The 17901-nt window shown below is 65.6% G+C and carries 20 protein-coding genes and 1 pseudogene; 15 read left to right on the top strand and 6 right to left on the bottom strand.

What is annotated here, in order from left to right; all coding sequences use genetic code 11:
- Positions 1 to 148 precede the first annotated feature (148 nt).
- Genes DTX69_RS15405 through DTX69_RS30170 form a run of 3 tightly spaced genes read left to right on the top strand, consistent with a single transcriptional unit; the run spans position 149 to position 1544 of the window.
- The gene (locus DTX69_RS15405) at positions 149 to 532 is read left to right on the top strand and encodes a hypothetical protein (protein WP_162917212.1); all 384 of its coding nucleotides are present in this window, start codon (positions 149 to 151) and stop codon (positions 530 to 532) included.
- The gene (locus DTX69_RS15400; RefSeq protein ID WP_162917211.1) at positions 489 to 1382 is read left to right on the top strand and encodes a hypothetical protein; all 894 of its coding nucleotides are present in this window, start codon (positions 489 to 491) and stop codon (positions 1380 to 1382) included. The genes DTX69_RS15405 and DTX69_RS15400 overlap by 44 nt, the downstream gene beginning before the upstream one ends.
- 18 nt (positions 1383 to 1400) lie before the next feature.
- Complete coding sequence (locus DTX69_RS30170; protein ID WP_162917210.1) at positions 1401 to 1544, top strand: hypothetical protein; 144 nt, start codon at positions 1401 to 1403, stop codon at positions 1542 to 1544.
- A gap of 162 nt (positions 1545 to 1706) precedes the next feature.
- Here DTX69_RS30170 and DTX69_RS15395 read toward each other — a convergent pair whose 3' ends face one another.
- Both DTX69_RS15395 and DTX69_RS31000 read right to left on the bottom strand, forming a co-directional pair.
- The gene (locus DTX69_RS15395; RefSeq protein ID WP_407643988.1) at positions 1707 to 1916 is read right to left on the bottom strand and encodes a helix-turn-helix domain-containing transcriptional regulator; all 210 of its coding nucleotides are present in this window, start codon (positions 1914 to 1916) and stop codon (positions 1707 to 1709) included.
- Between the two features lies 1 nt (position 1917).
- Positions 1918 to 2094, bottom strand: a pseudogene (locus DTX69_RS31000) (hypothetical protein); the annotation flags it as partial.
- On the opposite strand from DTX69_RS31000, the gene DTX69_RS15390 reads away from it, so the two are divergent.
- From DTX69_RS15390 to DTX69_RS15365, 6 genes are all read left to right on the top strand, one after another.
- The gene (locus DTX69_RS15390; protein WP_119302440.1) at positions 2065 to 2880 is read left to right on the top strand and encodes a metallophosphoesterase family protein; all 816 of its coding nucleotides are present in this window, start codon (positions 2065 to 2067) and stop codon (positions 2878 to 2880) included. The pseudogene DTX69_RS31000 and the gene DTX69_RS15390 sit on opposite strands and share 30 nt — an antisense overlap.
- Before the next feature lie 139 nt (positions 2881 to 3019).
- Positions 3020 to 3376: a hypothetical protein gene (locus DTX69_RS15385; RefSeq protein ID WP_162917209.1), complete on the top strand. Its 357-nt coding sequence runs from the start codon at positions 3020 to 3022 to the stop codon at positions 3374 to 3376.
- A gap of 38 nt (positions 3377 to 3414) precedes the next feature.
- Positions 3415 to 3978 (top strand): GNAT family N-acetyltransferase, encoded by a 564-nt coding sequence (locus tag DTX69_RS15380; RefSeq protein WP_284735805.1) that lies wholly within the window; start codon positions 3415 to 3417, stop codon positions 3976 to 3978.
- A 95-nt stretch (positions 3979 to 4073) separates the two neighbouring features.
- Positions 4074 to 4601, top strand: coding sequence for a hypothetical protein (locus tag DTX69_RS15375; protein WP_119302438.1), 528 nt, complete (start codon positions 4074 to 4076; stop codon positions 4599 to 4601).
- A 104-nt stretch (positions 4602 to 4705) separates the two neighbouring features.
- Positions 4706 to 5380, top strand: coding sequence for a hypothetical protein (locus DTX69_RS15370; protein WP_119302437.1), 675 nt, complete (start codon positions 4706 to 4708; stop codon positions 5378 to 5380).
- 126 nt (positions 5381 to 5506) lie between these two features.
- Positions 5507 to 6034, top strand: coding sequence for an O-acetyl-ADP-ribose deacetylase (locus tag DTX69_RS15365; RefSeq protein ID WP_284735804.1), 528 nt, complete (start codon positions 5507 to 5509; stop codon positions 6032 to 6034).
- A gap of 17 nt (positions 6035 to 6051) precedes the next feature.
- Here the strand turns inward: DTX69_RS15365 and DTX69_RS15360 are convergent, their stop codons facing one another.
- Together DTX69_RS15360 and DTX69_RS15355 are read right to left on the bottom strand one after the other, a co-directional pair.
- Positions 6052 to 6504 (bottom strand): VOC family protein, encoded by a 453-nt coding sequence (locus DTX69_RS15360; RefSeq protein WP_119302436.1) that lies wholly within the window; start codon positions 6502 to 6504, stop codon positions 6052 to 6054.
- Between the two features lie 61 nt (positions 6505 to 6565).
- Entirely contained in the window at positions 6566 to 6799 is a 234-nt protein-coding gene (locus tag DTX69_RS15355) for a DUF1127 domain-containing protein (protein ID WP_119302435.1), read from the bottom strand.
- 219 nt (positions 6800 to 7018) lie between these two features.
- On the opposite strand from DTX69_RS15355, the gene DTX69_RS15350 reads away from it, so the two are divergent.
- The 6 genes from DTX69_RS15350 (at position 7019) to DTX69_RS15325 (ending at position 15466) form a co-directional block, all read left to right on the top strand.
- Positions 7019 to 7423 (top strand): GFA family protein, encoded by a 405-nt coding sequence (locus DTX69_RS15350; protein WP_119302434.1) that lies wholly within the window; start codon positions 7019 to 7021, stop codon positions 7421 to 7423.
- Positions 7424 to 7727: 304 nt separating this feature from the next.
- A complete protein-coding gene (locus DTX69_RS15345; protein ID WP_119302433.1) occupies positions 7728 to 8648 on the top strand; it encodes a hypothetical protein in 921 nt (306 codons plus the stop codon).
- Positions 8649 to 8651: 3 nt separating this feature from the next.
- A complete protein-coding gene (locus DTX69_RS15340) occupies positions 8652 to 9554 on the top strand; it encodes a hypothetical protein (protein ID WP_119302432.1) in 903 nt (300 codons plus the stop codon).
- A gap of 23 nt (positions 9555 to 9577) precedes the next feature.
- The gene (locus DTX69_RS15335) at positions 9578 to 13054 is read left to right on the top strand and encodes a hypothetical protein (RefSeq protein ID WP_119302431.1); all 3477 of its coding nucleotides are present in this window, start codon (positions 9578 to 9580) and stop codon (positions 13052 to 13054) included.
- Between the two features lie 246 nt (positions 13055 to 13300).
- Positions 13301 to 13816: a PAS domain-containing protein gene (locus tag DTX69_RS15330; RefSeq protein WP_119302430.1), complete on the top strand. Its 516-nt coding sequence runs from the start codon at positions 13301 to 13303 to the stop codon at positions 13814 to 13816.
- 75 nt (positions 13817 to 13891) lie between these two features.
- Entirely contained in the window at positions 13892 to 15466 is a 1575-nt protein-coding gene (locus tag DTX69_RS15325) for an HAL/PAL/TAL family ammonia-lyase (protein ID WP_119302429.1), read from the top strand.
- Here the strand turns inward: DTX69_RS15325 and DTX69_RS15320 are convergent.
- Entirely contained in the window at positions 15453 to 16454 is a 1002-nt protein-coding gene (locus DTX69_RS15320; RefSeq protein WP_119302428.1) for an ornithine cyclodeaminase family protein, read from the bottom strand. The genes DTX69_RS15325 and DTX69_RS15320 overlap by 14 nt on opposite strands.
- Positions 16455 to 16515: 61 nt before the next feature.
- On the bottom strand, positions 16516 to 17838 hold the full coding sequence (locus DTX69_RS15315) for an NAD(P)/FAD-dependent oxidoreductase (protein WP_119302427.1): 1323 nt from the start codon (positions 17836 to 17838) through the stop codon (positions 16516 to 16518).
- Positions 17839 to 17901: the final 63 nt, after the last annotated feature.

The raw sequence follows: 17901 nt of genomic DNA, 5'->3' as shown, positions 1-17901 counted from the left end.
CCGCAGATCAGGTTCGTTGCCGCCCTGTGCCCATGTTCCCGGTGGCACCAAGTTAGGCCGGCCAACAGCGCTTGGATGGGGCTGGACTTTAGGTTGAAACACGCATAGCCTGTGCCACCAACTGGAATACACCGGGCGGGGGCGGGTGATGGTTCATCGATCTTGCAAGGCGGGGATCCCTGCCGCCCTGCGGTGGATCCTGCGTGCATGTGCCGCGGGCGCGTTGCTGCTCGGCGGCTGCGCGGTCGACTACGTCGATAAGGATGGTGTGCGTCACGTCATCGGGTTTGCAAGCCTTGTTATCCCGCCGCCGGACTCCGCGGCGCCGACGGCCGGCCACGTAATCGACGTAACGACAGTTGGGCTTTCCATTAGCGATATGCCCGACAGCGCCAGCGTGACGCTTGGCTACAATCGTTCAGTGACAGCCGTCCTCAAAGACAACGCACTCGTTCTGGGTAATCCGTTAACGATCGGGGGATACACAGATGGCGCTAAGAACTCGTCTGCCGCGCAGAACCCGCCCTATTAGGGAAACTGCCATCGTTGCACTGACCCTCGTATCGGCGGGTTGCGCAGGAACTGACCACGTCCTGTTCGTGACAACCACGACGATCGGCATCGATGCAGACAGCAAGCCGCCGAACGCCAATATCGGCTACGATCGCTATGAGGGCTATATCGGGCCTGCATACAGTACCGGCGCAATCCCACCGGTCGTCGCCAAGATCGAATCCAACCTTTCCATCTTTAGTCCCGAAGTCCGGCAGCTCTATGCCACGGGCGATGCCTCCAAGCTGGTTACCGCGGAGAAGGTTGGCGACGTGAAGCTAGATGAAAAGCCGATGTACACGGACTCTCGCAAGCTGGCGGTGTTTGGCACCGGATCGCACATCGGCCTCAAGGTGACGTTCACCGGCGAGGTCCCCGACAGCATCTCCTTCGGGTACAAGCGTAAGGAGTATTCCTTCATTCCCCTTGGCAGTGAAGAGCCCGCGGGCGGCGGCCGTGCTGTTGACAAATACGCTTCGGTCCTTGCCGCCATCGACATGGGCGTAAAGGTTCCAACGTTCCAAAGCACAGGTCTGGGCGTGTCGCAGTTTTTTGCAACTGGCGACGCCGCCGAGAATCTGGCGCGGCGAGCGGAAATCCAAAATCGTTTCCTGCTGGAAGCAGAGGAGGCGATCAAGCGCACTAGCTGTGAGGCAGAGCCAGACGACGCGACCATGAAATTGGAAACTGCGATCGAGCAAGAACCTGGGTTTCGCGATCGACTAAAGGCCTGGATCGATGCGGCCGGTCACGGCATTTCGGTGCAGTCGTTTGTTGATTGCGACACATATGCGCAGGAGCGGGCGCAAGCCGTTCAGGAGCTATTGTAGGAATAGCTTGGAGAGAGCATGAGGCAGGAAGAAAAGAAGAATGTGACCGGGGATCGACTCGCGTCGAACGTGGCCGGCTTTGCGGCCGATGGGGCCGTCGCTATCGCGTGCACCAAACAGCAAAACGGCCGCTGGACGATCGTCGCGACATTCAGGGACTAGATTGCCCGACCTGTGGTCTTCGATCGATTCTCCAAGAAGGACGGAGTCGATCTCTAGACCCTGTCTTTATCGTTAACTTGACCCCCAGGCACGTCCACGAACGTGTAGATCGTCTTGTAGCGCGGCTTGGAGCTGGGGAGCGGAATGAGGGTCAGAGTCGACTTACGCGGCCCTCACCGTCAGCTTCACCCCCAGCGCGTCCACCAGCTTGCAGATCATCTCGTAGCGCGGCTTGGAGCCGGGCGCGAGCGTCTTGTAGAGGCTGTCGCGGCCAAGGCCGCTGCGTTCGGCGAGTGCAGCGATGCCCCGGGGCCTTCGCCACTTCGCTGAGCGCCGCCAGGAATACGTCGGAATTCCGACCTTCCATCGCAGCTGCAAGGAACTCCCGGATGGCCTCCTCGCTGTTAAGATAATCGGAGGCTCCGAACTTGCTGGTTTCACCGCGCACCTTGGTCAGCTTGCAGGCCGCCCGCCGACGGAGATAGCGTTTGGATGACCTGTTAACAGGCGGGAGCGGACGGTGCGCGTCCACGTCTTCTCGGACCTGCATCTGGAGTTCGGCGCGATCGAGTTGGCACCGGAGGTGCGGTCGGGCGCGCTGGCGGAGCTGGTGTTGCTTGCCGGCGACATCGACGTGCGGCGGCGGGCCACGAGCTGGGCGGCGGAGACCTTCGCGCAGCACGTCGCGATGATCGGCGGCAATCATGAAGGCTATGGCGACAGCCTGTTCGCCATGATCGCGGCCAGCCGCGACGCCGCCGGGCAGGCGTCGCGCACGCGGCAGCAGGAGATCCGATTTCTCGAGCGCGAGACGTGGGCGCTGACGAGCGCGGACGGCACACCGGTGCGCATCATCGCGGCGACCCTCTGGACCGATTTCGCGCTGTTCGGGCCCGAGACGCGCAGCGGTGCCATGGCGCAGGCGCACCTGCAGATGAACGACTTCTATCGGATCGAGGTCCGGGACGAAGTGCATCAAGGAACGCGCTGCCTCGAGCCGATGGATGTGCTGCGCCTTCACAGCCTCAGCCGACAATTCCTCACCGATGAGCTGAGCGCGCCGTTCGAGGGCATCACCATCGTCATGACGCATCACGCGCCGAGCGCCAAGAGCCTGGCCGGCGGATATCGCCGCGGACCGCTGGCGGCGGCCTACGCCAGCGACCTCGACGCGCTGATCGAGCACTACCAGCCGGCCCTATGGGTCCACGGGCACATCCATCAGTCGGCCGATTACCACATCGGCCAGACGCGCGTGGTCTGCAATCCACGCGGCTATACGCCTGACGCGCTCAATCCGGACTTTGACCCCATCCTCGTGGTCGAGGTCAGCTAGGGAGAAATCTCGCTCGCCCCCATTCGACTCCCTGTCCATTTCGGACTATAGATACCGGCTTCGTATCCTCATGCAGCAGCAGCCGAATAGCGGCCGAATCGAGCGCAATTGTAATGCGCCGAACCGGGAGGAGGATCGCATGGCAAAGTCAAAGCTCATCACCATTCGGACCGAGGACAGGCGGGGCAGCGTGGCGGAGGGCATCAGGTCGTTCGCGGAAGCGGGCGTCAACATCGTCTCGATCCTGGGTTGGAACCCGCAGAACCTAATGCAGATCGTCACCGATAACCCGCGCAAGGCAGTGAAGGCGCTGAAAGATGCGAACGTCGCCTTCACGGAAGAGACAGCGGAGGTGGTGGAGCTGCCCAACAAGCCCGGCACGCTCGTGGCCTATCTCGAGAAGCTCGCCAAGAAGGGCGTCAACTTGCATTCGCTCTCGGCGACCACCAGCAAGGGCGCGCCCAAGGCCGTGGTGGTCTGGACGGCCGAGCGTTGAGGCAGGGGCCGGATCGACGTGCTTCGCACCGTCGCGACATGACGCTCGCGATCCGTCCGCTGGCCCCCGATCTCTGGCCGGCGCTCGAGGATCTGTTCGGCAAGTCGGGCGCCAGCAATGGCTGCTGGTGCATGTATTGGCGGATCGGCCGCGCTTATCATGAGCGGCCGCGCGAGGAGAACAGGCAGGCGCTGCGAAAGATCGTGAGGCGCGGGCCGCCGCCGGGTTTGCTCGCCTTCGATGGCGACCTCGCGGTGGGCTGGTGCCAGCTCACACCGCGCGATGCCCTGCCGTGGCTTTACCAGACCCGGTGGTTCGAGCGCGTGGATGAGAGGCCAGTCTGGTCGATCTCCTGCTTCTACGTGCGGCGCGGCTATCGCCGACAGCAGGTCATGTCCGAGCTCATCGCGGCCGCCGTCAAGGCCGCAAAGCGAGCGAAGGTGCCCGTACTCGAAGCCTACCCCGTCGACACCGCCGTGCCGAACGCGACACGGAACGTCTTCACCGGCACCGCTTCGGCCTTCGCACGGGCGGGCTTCAAGGAGGTCGCGCGCCGCGCATCGGCCCGCCCGATCATGCGGCATGATTTGAAGGCTGCGTGATGAGTTGCCTCGCCTGCCCCGTGACTGGCAGTATTCTCGTGAGGCGCGCTGGTAGAAGCGAGGATTTGATGGGGTTGAGCCACTCCAACCATGGAATGACTTTACTGGTCTCGCGAGCGATCTTGATCGCGGCGGCGCTGTCTTTCGTGAACGCGATCGGCGCGAACGTAGCGTCCGCCGACGACTGGCGCATCACCACCGCCGGCTACGGGCCGGTGAAGATTGGCATGAGCGTGGATGAGGCGGCGCAGGCACTCGGCGTAAAGTTGGTGTCGGACGGACCGATCGATGAGCCGGAATGCCACTACCTGCGGCCCGAGCCGGAGGTCGAGGGGCTGTGGTTCATGATCTCCAACGACCGCGTGGTGCGGGTGGAAGTGAACGCGCGGGGCATCACCACCAAGAGCGGGCTCGGCGTCGGCGATAGCGAGGCGCACCTGAAGGAGGCCTGGCCCACGATCGAAGTGACACCACACAAATATGTCGCGCCTGACGGCAATTACCTCACGATCTGGGCAAGGGACCGCAAGTCGGCCGTGCGCTTCGAGACGCTGCAGGGCGAGGTCACGTCGTTCTACGCCGGCCGCGTGCCCGAAGTGGAATATGTCGAGGGCTGCTCGTAGCGCGCGCCCGCACATTTCCGCGCTTTCCAACGCCGCGATTTTTTGGTTGTATATCCCGGCTGGCGAACCGATCGGGGTTGTTCGCCTGCAGCTTGGGGGACGTGATGAGGGCGATTCTGATCGGGCTCGCGCTGGCGCTTTCGGCGGCGCTGCTGAGTCGCGGCGCGGCAGCGGAGACATACGTCATCGATAGCGGAGTCTGGGGCGCGTACCAGGAGTATCTCAAGAAAATCGGGAAGGGCGTCCGGCCGGGTGCTTTCGCCATCAGCAAGGATGGGCAGAGCGCCTTCTACACCTGGTGCCCCGACACGCGATGCCGAACGCGCACGACCTACAACAAGGAGGTTCTTGACTATTGCGGACAGACCTATGGGACGGAATGTGTCCTGTTCGCGGTACGCGACGAGATCAAGGTGCAGTATGAGATCGCCAGCGCCGCGCCGAGCGTGCCCAGCCTGTCGACCCTTGCACCGGCCCCCGTCGCGACGATCGGCATCTCTCCGCAGGTGCAGGCCGAGATAGATACCTATCTCGGGAACGCCAAATCCAGCGGCCGCGCGTGGGCGCTGGCGATCGCCAACGATGGATCGGACGTGGAGATCGCGAACTGCCCAATCAACAGCGGCTATTCCGGCGGCAAGGCGTGCGATCCCAGGGATGGCGCGCCGCAGGAACTCGCCAACCGCGAAGCCATCAAGCGATGCGGCGGCACGGCACGCTGTGTTCTGCTCTACGTCGGCGAGCAGAAGCAGGGCGGCATCGAGATCGTGGCCCGCTGAGGCGCGCCGCGGCGTGCGCCACTCCAGCGGATCGACGCCCGCGCCCCTCTATTTTCGGGATGGCTTCGAGCGGCTGCAGGCGGCAAGATCTTGTAAACCCGTGCCTTCGCCAATCGTAGTTGGCTCATGTCAATCCGGAAGAAGCTCGAGGCCGTCAAGGGCGACATCACCAAGTTGGCTGTCGATGCGATCGTCAACGCGGCGAACACCTCGCTGCTCGGCGGCGGCGGTGTCGACGGTGCGATTCATCGCGCGGCGGGGCCGAATCTCGTGCATGAATGCCGGTTGCTCGGCGGGTGCAAGACCGGCGACGCAAAGATCACCGGCGGCTATCGGCTGCCCGCGAAATACATCATTCACACCGTCGGACCGGTATGGAATGGCGGCAAGCACAACGAACCGGCGCTCCTGAGGAGCTGCTATGCACATTCGTTCGAGCTTGCACAGTCGAAGGGCCTGCGGTCGATCGCGTTTCCAGCCATCAGCTGCGGGATCTACCGCTATCCTTTGGAGGCGGCGGTCGCGATCGCGCTGGACGAGACAGTCGCGGCTCTGCGACGCGGCGGATCGCTGGAGCGCGTCTGCTTCGTCGGCTTCGAGACCCGGGTCCATGAGGCCTATGTGCGTGCCATCAACGCGCTTGCCATCGACTGATCGCCCTTTGCGGATGGTCAGTCCGGCGCCATGCCCTTTTCCGCGAGCTCCTTCAGCGCGCCGTCGGTCTTCCTGAGGTGCGAAAGGCCCATGCCGCGCAGGATGTGCGGGGCCTTGGTGAACTGGATGTTGCTGTAGCCGATGATCTCGATCCGGTTGCCCCAGGGGTCGAGGAAATCGAGGAAGGGACCAGGCAGCGGCTTGATGCCGGCGGCGAGGATCGCCTGGCGCGCGACCTCCTTATCGTCGACCACCAGGCCGAAATGATGGCCGTCGTTCGGCGCCTTGTTCTCGCCTTTCTGCAAGGCGAGGAACTGGTCGCCGAGATCGATGAAGGCGGCGCCCGGCTCGCGCTCGCGCAGGGTGAAGTCGAAAAGGCGTCCGTAGAACTCCAGCGCCTCGTCGATATCGCCGACGATCAGGGCGACGTGATTGAATCCGATGGCGCGCGCTTTCCTCGGCTCAGGCATGGTTCACTCCCACCACATGCAATGCTCTCGCGCGCCAGTCTATCGCGATCGCGAACGGCGGTCACGCCTGCCAGAACGGGCGTGACGCCATTTCGCCGGCGCGCGAGCGGTCGAGGCCGATGTCGCGCAGCATGTGGTCGTCGAGGCGCAAGAGATCGCGGCGGTCGTGGTGGCGGCGCGCCCACAGGCGTAGCGTCGTCGTCACCGCGCTCAGCAGCGCGCTGAGCTTGGTGGGAAACGAAGAGCGCGGCTCCACATAGGCCGCAGCGCCGTCATATGCAAAACGCATCGTCATCACGTACTCCAATGAAGGGCATGAAAGGGATGAAGGTGCGCCGCGTCCCTCTTGTGATCAGCGTCACACACGGCGCACCGGCCGCCCGAAGCGGCCCACGCCCCTGATATCGGGTTTCGCCGGCAAAAGTGCAGTGATCTGCCTCACAGGCCGGTCTTAACGATTTAACCTCACGCTCGGAACGCCTAAAGTGCGACGGGGGGCAAGCGGAGCGCACTCATGACGACCCGCCAGGCATCTTGTTCTTGTGGCCAGTTGCGCGTCACCTGCGAAGGCGAGCCGGTGCGACTCTCCATGTGTCACTGTCTGGAGTGCCAGAAGCGGACCGGCAGCCCGTTTGGCGTGCAAGCGCGCTTCCGTCGCGAGCAGGTGACGAAGATCGAGGGCGAGGCGACGGAGTTCGCGCGTGTCGGCGATGAAGGCAACCGCGTCACGTTTCGATTCTGTCCCGCGTGCGGCTCGACCGTCTACTGGACGCTCAGCGGCTTTCCTGAGCTGATCGCTGTCGCCGTCGGCGCCTTCGCCGACGTGTCATTTCCAGCACCGCGCTTCTCCGTCTATGAGCGTCGCCGCCATCCGTGGGTGATCGTGCCCGATCATCCGGACATGCAGCGCATCGACTAACTCTCACGCGATTCGCGCCACGCATGCTCGCGTAGAGAGTCGCACCAGGTGATGCCGACGTGTTGACTCAAATTTTCTGCATTGCATACACACGTGCTTGCACAGGTCTCGCATCGCGCTCGTACGCGCTTGCAACGACGCGGCTCAAGAGCGCGTCAGAGCAGGCATATTCACCTTTCGTAAACTATCGATTCACCATTTCGCGCTAAAAGTAGAGCATCGCGCTTTGCAAGCCATGGCATCAGCGGTATGCTCGTAAAGTGCGAGATTCATTGGATTTTCATCGTGTTTGATCGGTTTGTGGATGAAGGTTCTGAGCGGTCAGGTTGAAGAGCAGGACAAGGTCGGCGCTGCTGCGCAGCCGCGCGCGACCGCGTTCGGCGCGGCCGCTTCGCAGCCCGCGTCGTCCGGTGGTTTTGGCCGCCGCCAGACTCCGATCCCCGCGACGACCGATGGCATGCCGCTGCCCGCAGTCGCGAATGACCGGGGTGCGCGCAACGGTGCAGACGAATTCGCACCCAGTAAGTCCTTCGGTCTGCAGGCCGCGCATGATACGGCCGGCGAGCATGCAGTGCCGCTCGTGGCGGACGATCTCTCGAACGAGCTGCTGGAATGGCTGAAGGAGGAACTGCGCCGCGGCAGGTCGATCCAGCACGAAGCGGTGCTGTGCTCGCTCGGCGCGCTCGCGGGTTACGCCGCACAGCAGGCGATCCGCGAAACCTTGGTGAAGCCCGGCAAGATGACGCTCGATCAGGCCTTCGTGGTGATCGAGACGCGCTCAGGCGAAGTGTTCTTCTTCGGCGACCTGCTCAACGAAATCATCGTCGACAAGCACGGCTTGCGCGGCGAAGGCCATTCCTCGATCTGGAAGGTCGTGTCAGAGGGCGGCCACGCGGCGGGCGCCATCAATCTCCCCGACGTCAACAACATGATCAAGCATTGTGCCGCCACGGTCGGCCATGAGGAGTTCGGCATCCCGCGCGTGCCGGACGTGCACATGCCCGACATTCTGCCGCGCGAAGCGGTGAGCCGCTTCTGGGCCGCGACACGGCGCAAGCTGGCAGGCACGGAGCCGATGAGCTGGCCGCTGCATCTGGCGATGGCTGCAAGCGCGCTGATCGTGGAGCTGAAGAGCGCGATCAGGCCCGACATCGCCGTGCAGATCGTGATGGAGGCCGCAGTGCCGATGTCAAAGATCGATCCCGTGACCCTTCCGAAAGAGTAATCCATGCTTGATCGTTCGAAGGGCGCGCGTTCCGTCGAGACCGAAAGCTCCGACCAGAAGCAGGTCGAGGCGAAGTTCGGTGACGGCCTGCCGCGCTTCCAGCCGCAGCCCGGTGGCTTCGGCCGGCGCACGACTCCGGTCGGCGCCACGCCCGCGATGCAGCCCAACGAAATCGACGCCGCACCCGCCGCCAGCGGGCAGCCGCAGTTCCGCAAGCCGGAGCAGCGTTTCGTCGAAGTCTCGGAGCCCGGCGCTGCCATCAGTGGCGAACCGGCACTCGGCGACATCCCGACGCGCATCGCCGACTGGCTGATGCGCGAGCTTAAGGATGAGCGCGGCATTCATTGCGAGACCCTCCTGACCGTGATCGGCGCGCTCGCCGGCTACGCCGCGCAGCAGGCGCTGTGGGAAGGCATGGTCAAGCCCGGCAAGCTCGCCATCACGCAAGCCTTCCAGGTGGTGGAGACGAGTTCGGGTGCCACCTATTTCTTCGGCGACGCACTCGACGCGCTCCTCGCCTCGATGGAGCCGAAGCATCTCTCGATCTGGAAGATCGTCGCCGGCGGCACGCTCGCCAGCGGCGGCGACCACCTGCCGGACATTGGCAACCTGCTGCGCCACTGCGCGGCGACCGCGGGAACCTCGGCCTTCGGCCTGCCGCGCCTGCCTGACAATCACCTGCCCAGCATCCTGCCGCGCGCCGCGCTCGAGCGGTTCTGGCCCGGCGCCCGCCTGTTGCTGGCCCTGGCCGAGCCGCTGCACTGGCCGCTGCACATGGCGAATGCCGCGCAGAAGCTGATGCAGGCGATGAAAGGCTCGATCGCGCCGGATCTGGCCGTGCGAATCGTCATGGAAGCTGCGGTGCCGATGTCCCGGGTGGATCCAGCGACTGTGCCGAATAACTGATTTCCGTGAAGGGCCAACCTCAGATGGCGCAGTCTGATCGCGATGGCCCAACCTTCGGCCGACGCGCAACGCCGGTCGGCAGCCAGGACCAGGTCTTCGAACCTGCTCCGCCCAAGTCGCGCAAGAAAAAGAGCGCTGACGACGACTTCACCAGCACACCGGTCGAGGAGACGCCCGCCACCAACTGGCGCAAGGCGGCGCCGATCGCGCCTGGCGAAGAGGTGAAGCTGGTCAAGGTCTACAACCGGACGCCGGAGATCAACGCGCCGGGCAAGCCGAAGCAGCCCCCGGTCGAGGTGCCGCCGGACGAATCCAAGCTGACCTTCAAGCGCGAGAAGCGCTTCTATTTCGCCGGCGACGACGAAGAGGCGAAGGCGAAGGCCGCCAAGGCCAAGGCTGAGGCCGAGGCCGCCGAGCAGATCGCGCAGCAGACGGAAGCGTTGCTGGAAGCCGACAACGTCACGCCGCTGCCGCGCAATCAGCCGCACGCCGACGCCGACATGGCGAAGCTGGAAGCAGCCCGCGCCGAGGCCACGCGCCGCGAGGCAGCGCGTGTCGAAGCCGAACGGCTGGAGGCGGCCAACCGCGAGGCAGCGGAGCGCGAAGCGGCGCGGCTGGAAGCCGCCAAAGCGGAGGCCGCGAAGGCCGAAGCGCTGCGCCTGGAAGCCGAGCGCCTGGAAGCAGCCAATCGCGCGCTCGAGCAGCGCGAGCTGGAGCGGTTGGAGGCAGCGCGCGCAACCGCCGCCAAGCGCGAAGCGACGCGGCGTGAAGCGGAGAAGCTGGAGATCGCCGCGCGGCAGGCAGCGGCGCGCGAGGCACAGATCCTGGAATCTGCCAAGCGCGAGGCCGAACGAATCGAAGCCGCGCGACGCGAAGCGGCTGAGATCGAGCAGAAGCGACTGGAAGCCGCCCGTGCGCTGGCGACCGAGCGGGAGGCGGCGCGCCTGGAAGCCGAACGGCTGGAAACCGCCGCGCGCGAGGCCGCCCGGATCGAGACAGAAAAGCTCGAGGCCGCCAAGCGCGAGGCGTCGCGCATCGAAGCCGCACGCCTGGAAGCCGAGCAGCTGGCGGAAGCAGCCCGCGAGGCAGCGCGCATCGAAACGGAAAAGCTGGAAGCAGCGCGGCAAGAGACCGCCCGCCTGGAAGCTGCGCGGCAGGAAGCGGAGAAGGTCGAAGCCGCCGCAAGAGAGGCGGCGCGTCTCCAAACCGAAAGGCTCGAGGCCGCGCGAAAGGAAGCGGCGCGGGTCGAAGCCGCGCGCCTGGAAGCCGCGAAGCTCGAGGCCGCCAAGCTGGAAGCCGCGAAGGCGGAGGCCGCCAAGCGCGAGGCGGCGCGCCGCGAGGTCGAGAAGCTGGAGGCCGCCGCGGGCGAGGCCGCGCGGCAGGAAGCGGAGAAGCTGGAAGCGGTGAAGCGCGAGGCCGCGCGCCTCGAAGCGGTCCGCCAGGAAGCGGCGAAGGTCGAAGCCGCGAAGCTGGAAGCCGCCAAGGCCGAAGCCGCCAAGCGCGAGGCCGCGCGTCTCGAGGCCGAGCAGCTGGAGGCCGCCGCGCGCGAGGCCGCGCGGCAGGAAGCGGAGAAGCTGGAATCAGCCCGGCAGGAAGCAGTGCGCCTCGAAGCCGCGCGGCAGGAAGCGGCCGCGCTGGAGGCCGCCAAGATCGAAGCCGCCAGGGAGCAGGCCGCCAAGAGCGAGGCCGCCCGCCTGGAAGCGGAGCGGCTGGAATATGCCAATCGCGAGGCGGCGGGGCGCGAAGCTGCGCGCCTCGAGGCGGCCAAGGCGGAAGCGGCGAAGCTGAAGGCGCTGAAGGCCGAAGCCGCCAAGATGGAATCGGCCAAACGCGAGGAAGCCCAGCGCGAAGCCGCCCGTCTGGAAGCCTCGATCGCCGAGGCGCAGCGCATCGAAGCGGAGACCCGCGAGGCGGCGAAGCGCGAAGCCGAGAAGCTCGAAGTCGCGCGCCGGGAAGCGGCACGGCAGAACGAGGCGGCGCGCCTGGAAGCCGAGCGCCTGGAAGCGCTCAACCGCGAGAATGCCCAGCGCGAGGCCGAACGGATCGAAGCCGCGAAGCGCGAAGCGGAGCGGCTCGAGGCAGAACGGCTCGAGGCAGAGCGCCTGGAAGCGGAACGACTGGAAGCCGAGCGGCTCGAAGCCGCGCGCGTGGCGGCCGAGCAGGCAGAGGCCGCGCGCCTCGAAGCCGAGAAGCTGGAGGCAGCCAAGCGCGAGGCCGCCAAGCCGAGCGCAGCACCCGACGCGAAAGGCAAGTCGCCCCTGCTCCGCCGCGCGGCGGGGTTCCTGTCCGGCATCGCCAAGACTTCGGACGAGGCGCCGCCAACTGCGCCCCAGGCGCCAGGCACGCAGCCGGTCGCGCCGGCCGCCGCGGCCGCGAAGACGGCCCAGCCGATCGCAGCGAGCGCCGCGCCGCTTGCCGGCTCTCCGGCGACAGCCGAGGCGAAGCCTGCGATGGGCGCTGCAACAACGTCCGAGCAAGCTGCGCCATCAGAGCCGCGTGCTCAAGGCGGGAACGTCGAAAGCCAGCTGAAGGCCAAATTCGCCGAGGTGGTGGCGCGCAAGGAGCCGACGGCGCAGCCGACCGGACCGGTCGATACGCGCGATCGGATCGCAGCGATTTTCCGCAAGGTGCAGTCGGACTCGACCAAGCGCACCGTGACCGAGCCGCGCGCGCAATCCAGCGGCGATGCGACCGACCGCATCGCCGGCATCATGCGCAAAGGGCTGCAGCCCGGCCAGATCAATTCGTCGGCGCGGCCGAATACGGCACCCGCTGCCGCGAAAGCCGCGGAGCCGACGCTGCCGCCGGCGGCCTCTGCGCCGCAGAGTGTCGCGACGTTGTTCGAGACGGCGCCCGCCGCGCCGGCGCAGGCCTATAGCAAGGTCGCGGCACAACTCATCGAATGGCTGAAAGCGGAGCTCGCCGTCGAGCCGGACATGAACCACGTGACGGTGCTGACCATCGTCGGCGCGCTCGCAGGCTATGCCGCGCAACGCGCGATCTGGGAAGGCGTGGTGCAGACCGGCGGCTTGAGCCCCACCGACGTGTTCGAGGTGCGCACAAATGACGCCGGCGAGAAGTTCTATTTCTCGGCGGAGACCGACAAGCTGATCGGCTCGCTCGATCCGCGCTATCTCTCGATCTGGAAGATCATCACCGGCACATCCAAGAGCACGACCAGCGAGCATCCGGACGTGACAGAGATGCTGGAACATTGCGCCGCCAGCGTCGGCACGCCGGAGTTCGGCATCCCGCGCCTGCCCGATGGGCGCACGCCCAATGTCCTGCCGCGCGATGCCGTGAACCGCCTGTGGGCCAAGGCGCGCCAGCATCTCGCCAAGACAGAGCCGACGCTCTGGCCGATGAACATCGCGGTCGCCGCGCGCTCCCTCATCGTCTCCGCCCAGCGGGTCGTTCCCACCAATGTCGCGGTGAAGATCGTGATGGAAGCCGCCGTGCCGATGTCGCGCCTAGACCCAGCCACGGTGCCACGGAAGTAAGAGCGACACTTCAGGCTCTCTACTCTACCGTCATTGCCGGAGGAAGATCCGGTCATCCAAGTTTATCTCAGAGCGGCGCAGGCAGACTTGGATTACCGGGTCTCGATGCTGCGCATCGGCCCGGTGATGACGGAGCGTGGTCATTGGAGACGTTCGGTCACCCCCATTTCATGCCGAAAAGGCATTACACAAAGCCGTGATCGACGGTCAGAGTGGTGGCATGAGGACGGGGCAAGGGAACTCGCGATGAATGTCGCATTCGACACTCTGGATGCGCGCTTTGGCAGGATGCGGGACTATCTCGCCGGCCTGCAAGGCGCCCGGCGCATGGCGTGCCGTAGCGATCTCGATCCGCTGCGCTTCCCGGACCTGCTGCCCTTCGTCAATCTAATCGACGTGGTGCTGGAGAACGATGCCGTGCGCTTTCGTTTTCGCCTGGTCGGAACTGCGCAGAGCGAAGCAGCGCAGCTCGACTATGCGCGCCGCTTCGTCGATGACGTGGTCGACCCGGCTTCGCGCCCGCGCGTGCTGGAGGATCTGACGCGGGTGGTCGCGACCTGCATGCCCCATTACGGCCGCTATGGCATGCCGTTTCCAGGGCGCGGCTTCATCGATTCGGAGCGGGTGTTCTACCCGCTCTCCGCCGACGATCGCATGGTGGACTGCATCCTGGCGCTCCACCACTATCCGGACGTGGCACTGCCGCAGATCGGGGCGCAGGGCTGGCATCTCGGCGCCTGGCGGCAGGCACTGGATCGGTGATCCGATAGTCCAGGCTGGACCGGCCGGCAGAGTCCTGCCTAACATCCCGCCGCCACAGGGCCGGGACCCCATTGCATGTCAACTCTTAGAAACCGCAGCGCGCGCAATACAGTCGCCATCGGCGACCGTGCAATCACGATCGATGAGCTCGTGGCGATCGCACGGCACGGGGCGGCCGTGAAACTTGGAACTGCCGCGAAGCGGCGCATGAAGGCGGCGCGCGCGGTGGTCGACCGGCTGGCGGCGGGTGACAAGCCGATCTATGGCCTTAACACCGGACTGGGTGCCGGCGTCGACACAAAGCTATCGCCAGCGGAGATGAGCGCATTTCAGGCACGGGTACTGGTGGCGCGTTCCGTCGGGATCGGGCCGCGTCTCTCGACTGATGAGGTGCGCGCGCTCATGGCGGCGCGCCTCATCGGCCTCGCGCAGGGTGCCGCCGGCATTTCGCCCGCGCTGGCGGAGCGGATCGTGGCCATGCTGAACAGAGGCGTACATCCGGCGGTGCCGTCGATTGCCTCTGTCGGCGAAAGCGACCTCGCGCCATGCTCCCACGCCATGCTGCCGCTGATCGGTTCGGGCGAAGCAGAATTCGACGGCAAGATGATGAAAGGTGTGGATGCGATGCGGCGCGCCGGGATCGAGCTTGTGGCGCTGGGGCCGAAGGATGGTATCGCTTTGGTCAGTGCCAACGCGGCCTCGCTGGGGCTGGGGGCGCTGGCGCTGCGTGACGCAGCCATCGTTCTGCAGGCGCAGCGCGCGGCGATGGCCCTCAGTCTCGAAGGCTTTCGCGGCCATCTCGACCCGTTCGATCCGCGCCTCGCACAGCTGCGCCCTGCGCCGGGCCAGGCGGACGCCGCGGCCGCGATCATGGCGCTGCTCAAGGGCAGCGCATTGCTGAAGCCCGGCGCGGCGCGCCGGGTGCAGGATCCGTTGAGCTTCCGTTGCTTTCCCAGCGTCCATGGCGCAGCACTCGCGGCGCTGGCGAGCGCCCGCGCGGTGCTGGAGCAGGAATTGAACAGCGGCAGTGACAACCCGGCCGTGCTGGCGGATCACGGCGGCATGGTCATGACCGGTAATTTCGACATCACGGCGCTGGTGCTGGAATTCGAACGGCTCGGCCAGGCGCTGGCGCAGACGGCCATCCTCGCCGCCCAGCGCGTCGCAAAGATGCAGTCGCCCGCTTTGAGCGACTTGCCACGGTTCCTCAGTCCACGGGGGGCGATGCATGCAGGCCTCGCCGGGCTCACGAAGGTGTCGGCGGCTTTGGAATCCGATATTCGCCACCTGGCGCAGCCTTGCTGCCTGCTGGTGCTGCCGACGGCCGACGGCATCGAGGATTACGCCACCATGGCACCGCGCGTGGTGGCGAAAACGCGCACGATCGTAGACAAGCTGGCAATGATCACCGGCATGGAGCTGATCGTCGCGGCGCAAGCCGTGGATCTGCGCAAGGTGGCAAAGCTCGGCGTGGGTGCGAGGCGCGCGTATGCGTGGGTGCGCCGGCTGTCGAAGATGGTGGACGAGGACCGCTCGCTGAGCGCGGAGATCGAAGCGGTAGGTGCAGCGATCCTCAAGGGCGAACTGACAACCGCTCTCTATCCGTCATCCCGGCCAAGCCGCGCAGCGCGCCGACTCACGCAAACCTGAGTTTCTGACCGATGCCCGTCCGTGCGCTCTTTTCCAGCAGCGCGTGACCCAGTGCGATGTCGCTCAAGGAAAGCCCGCGGTGCCAGAACAGGTTGGTCTCGTCGTCACGCTCTCGGCCGGGTTTCAATCCCGCGACGATCTGGCCGAGCTCGGCGTGCAGGGTCTGCTCGCTGAGCTTGCCGGCTTCCACATGGGCGCGGAGCGATCCGAACTGGCCCGCCTTGCACTGACCCCAATCATCCACCACCAGCTTGGACATGATGTCGGTCAAGGAGAGCTCCACCGCGCTCATCGTGCCATAGGGCACGACGAACGCGCCGGGCTTGACCCACGCGGTCTTGAGCAGCGGCTCAGGCTTCATCAGGCGCGAGGCCTCGACCACGATATCGGCGCCTTTGACCGTGTCTTCCCAATTGTCGAGGGCGCGCACCTCTTTGCCCAGGTCGTGTGACAGCTGGGTGGCGAAGGCATCGCGGCTTTCCTTGCGGCGCGAATGCACACGGATCTCCTCGAAACCGAACAGCTTGTCGAGCAGGCGCACGTTCCAATAGGCGGTTCCGCGCGCACCGACATGGCCCAGCACCTTACTGCCTTTGCGCGCGAGATACTTGGCACCAAGGGCGGTGACGGCGCCGGTGCGCATCTCCGTGATGCTGGTGGCGTCGAGGATTGCCTTGGGCATGCCGGTCGTGGGATCGAACAGGGTGAGGATCGCCATCTCCGACGGCAGGCCCTGCTTGTAGTTGTCCACATAGTCGCCGACGATCTTTACGCCTGCGAGCGCGATCGGCGCGCCGATCGCGCCGCGCAGCACGTTGAAATGGCCATGCACGGTGGCATCGGGGATCAGGTGCATGCGCGGCTCGATGACCGTCGCGCCGTGCCCTTGCGCCGCCAGGCTGGATTCGACCGCGGCGAGGATCTCGTCGTCGGTGAGCTTCAGTTCCGCGACGTCGAGGCCATTCAGGTAGGTGATGTAGATAGGCATTCAGAGATCAGATGTCAGAGATCAGATGTCAGTTGGCGCGGTATCATAGACCGATCTTCTGTCATCTGACATCTGACTTCTGACCTCTGACCCACGCATCCTTCCAGTCGAACCAGCGCATGGCGATGGGCACGAACCAGGGATTGCCAGTATAGAACGGCAAGGTCGGGAACGGCGTGGCGGCAAAGACGCTCTCACCGTCTTTCTTGCCAAGCATCTGCTGTGCCAGCTTGAAGCCAAGATACGAGCCCATCGGCACGCCCGCGAAATTATAGCCCAGCGCATACCACAGGCCTTCGTGCCGGCCGATGTGCGGCATGAAGTCGAAGGTGCCAGCACATTGCCCCTTCCAAACGCGGCTGAGGCGCACCTGCGCAAGGTCGGGCAGCAGACGGCTTGCCATCGCGTGCAGACGCGCGGCCATGTCGCGCAGGTTCTGCGGCCGGCTGCCGGTCAGGCCGCCGAACAGGATCTTGCGCTGGTCAGGCGCCGGGCGGAAGAAGTTGATGTTGACATTGCTGTCGACCACGGTGCGGCCGTTGGGGATGATCTTCGCCATCAGCGCCGGCGACAGTTCCTCCGTCGCGGCCATGAAGCCCTCGAACGGGACGACCCGGCGCGCCAGCCATGATAGATGCCGCGGCGTATAGCCGTTGGTGGCGATGATGGCCTCGCGCGCTGTGATGGACCAGCGCGGCGTCGTGACCTGTGCGGATTTGCCGTCGCGCGTGATATCAGTCACCGGCGTGTGGGTGAAAACGCGGACGCCCGCTGCGCGCGCCGCCTGCAGCAGGCCGCGATGATAGAGCGCCGGATGGATGGAGCCGAGATCGGGGATGACCGCGCCGCCCACATAGGCATCGCTCGCCAGCTCGCGGCGCACATCCGCAGGCGCGACCATCTCGTACGGGAAGTCGAGGCGCCGGCGCATGGTCTCGAGCTCCCGCGCCAGATCATTGTAGTGCGCTTCGGACGTGGCGGCGATGAAGCGGCCGCATTGCGCGATGTGGCAGTCGATGCCGAGCTCCGCGGTCAGCGACCAGACCCACTGCCGCGCAGCATCCAGCTCGCGATAGACGCGGGTCGCAAATTCTGCGCCGTGGTGCGATTCCAGCCAGGTGAAAGAACGCTTCAGCGTGCGGCCCAGATAGCCGGCATTGCGGCGCGAGGCGCCGTGCCCCGCCTCCGCTGCCTCCAGCACCAGGACCGATCGACCGGCCCGCGCCAGATGAACTGCTGCAACCAGCGCGGTGTACCCCGAACCAACGATCGCCACATCTGCGGTGGCCGGCAGGTCGCCTTCTTCGCAGGCCTCCGGCGCAGCCAGTTCCCACCAATGCGGGCGCTCGGCGAAATCCTCGGCGAACAATGAATCATCAGCCATGAATGGTCGCACCGCCCTTCAATAGGTCCCGAGGCGGCGCGCATTCTTGCCCAGACGGCGCAT

This window comes from Dongia deserti (genome assembly GCF_003574735.1).
In the GTDB taxonomy this organism is placed as follows: domain Bacteria; phylum Pseudomonadota; class Alphaproteobacteria; order Dongiales; family Dongiaceae; genus Dongia_A; species Dongia_A deserti.
This window is presented reverse-complemented; position numbering and strand designations above follow the sequence as displayed.

Bases quoted from the DNA above. Each gene is read 5' to 3' on its own strand.
- DTX69_RS15335 (WP_119302431.1), top strand. From the start codon at position 9,578: ATGGCGCAGTCTGATCGCGATGGCCCAACCTTCGGCCGACGCGCAACG.
- DTX69_RS30170 (WP_162917210.1), top strand. From the start codon at position 1,401: ATGAGGCAGGAAGAAAAGAAGAATGTGACCGGGGATCGACTCGCGTCG.
- DTX69_RS15365 (WP_284735804.1), top strand. From the start codon at position 5,507: ATGTCAATCCGGAAGAAGCTCGAGGCCGTCAAGGGCGACATCACCAAG.
- DTX69_RS15400 (WP_162917211.1), top strand. From the start codon at position 489: ATGGCGCTAAGAACTCGTCTGCCGCGCAGAACCCGCCCTATTAGGGAA.
- DTX69_RS15330 (WP_119302430.1), top strand. From the start codon at position 13,301: ATGAATGTCGCATTCGACACTCTGGATGCGCGCTTTGGCAGGATGCGG.
- DTX69_RS15385 (WP_162917209.1), top strand. From the start codon at position 3,020: ATGGCAAAGTCAAAGCTCATCACCATTCGGACCGAGGACAGGCGGGGC.
- DTX69_RS15340 (WP_119302432.1), top strand. From the start codon at position 8,652: ATGCTTGATCGTTCGAAGGGCGCGCGTTCCGTCGAGACCGAAAGCTCC.
- DTX69_RS15320 (WP_119302428.1), bottom strand. From the start codon at position 16,454: ATGCCTATCTACATCACCTACCTGAATGGCCTCGACGTCGCGGAACTG.
- DTX69_RS15405 (WP_162917212.1), top strand. From the start codon at position 149: ATGGTTCATCGATCTTGCAAGGCGGGGATCCCTGCCGCCCTGCGGTGG.
- DTX69_RS15345 (WP_119302433.1), top strand. From the start codon at position 7,728: ATGAAGGTTCTGAGCGGTCAGGTTGAAGAGCAGGACAAGGTCGGCGCT.
- DTX69_RS15380 (WP_284735805.1), top strand. From the start codon at position 3,415: ATGACGCTCGCGATCCGTCCGCTGGCCCCCGATCTCTGGCCGGCGCTC.
- DTX69_RS15350 (WP_119302434.1), top strand. From the start codon at position 7,019: ATGACGACCCGCCAGGCATCTTGTTCTTGTGGCCAGTTGCGCGTCACC.
- DTX69_RS15315 (WP_119302427.1), bottom strand. From the start codon at position 17,838: ATGGCTGATGATTCATTGTTCGCCGAGGATTTCGCCGAGCGCCCGCAT.
- DTX69_RS15325 (WP_119302429.1), top strand. From the start codon at position 13,892: ATGTCAACTCTTAGAAACCGCAGCGCGCGCAATACAGTCGCCATCGGC.
- DTX69_RS15370 (WP_119302437.1), top strand. From the start codon at position 4,706: ATGAGGGCGATTCTGATCGGGCTCGCGCTGGCGCTTTCGGCGGCGCTG.
- DTX69_RS15375 (WP_119302438.1), top strand. From the start codon at position 4,074: ATGACTTTACTGGTCTCGCGAGCGATCTTGATCGCGGCGGCGCTGTCT.
- DTX69_RS15355 (WP_119302435.1), bottom strand. From the start codon at position 6,799: ATGACGATGCGTTTTGCATATGACGGCGCTGCGGCCTATGTGGAGCCG.
- DTX69_RS15360 (WP_119302436.1), bottom strand. From the start codon at position 6,504: ATGCCTGAGCCGAGGAAAGCGCGCGCCATCGGATTCAATCACGTCGCC.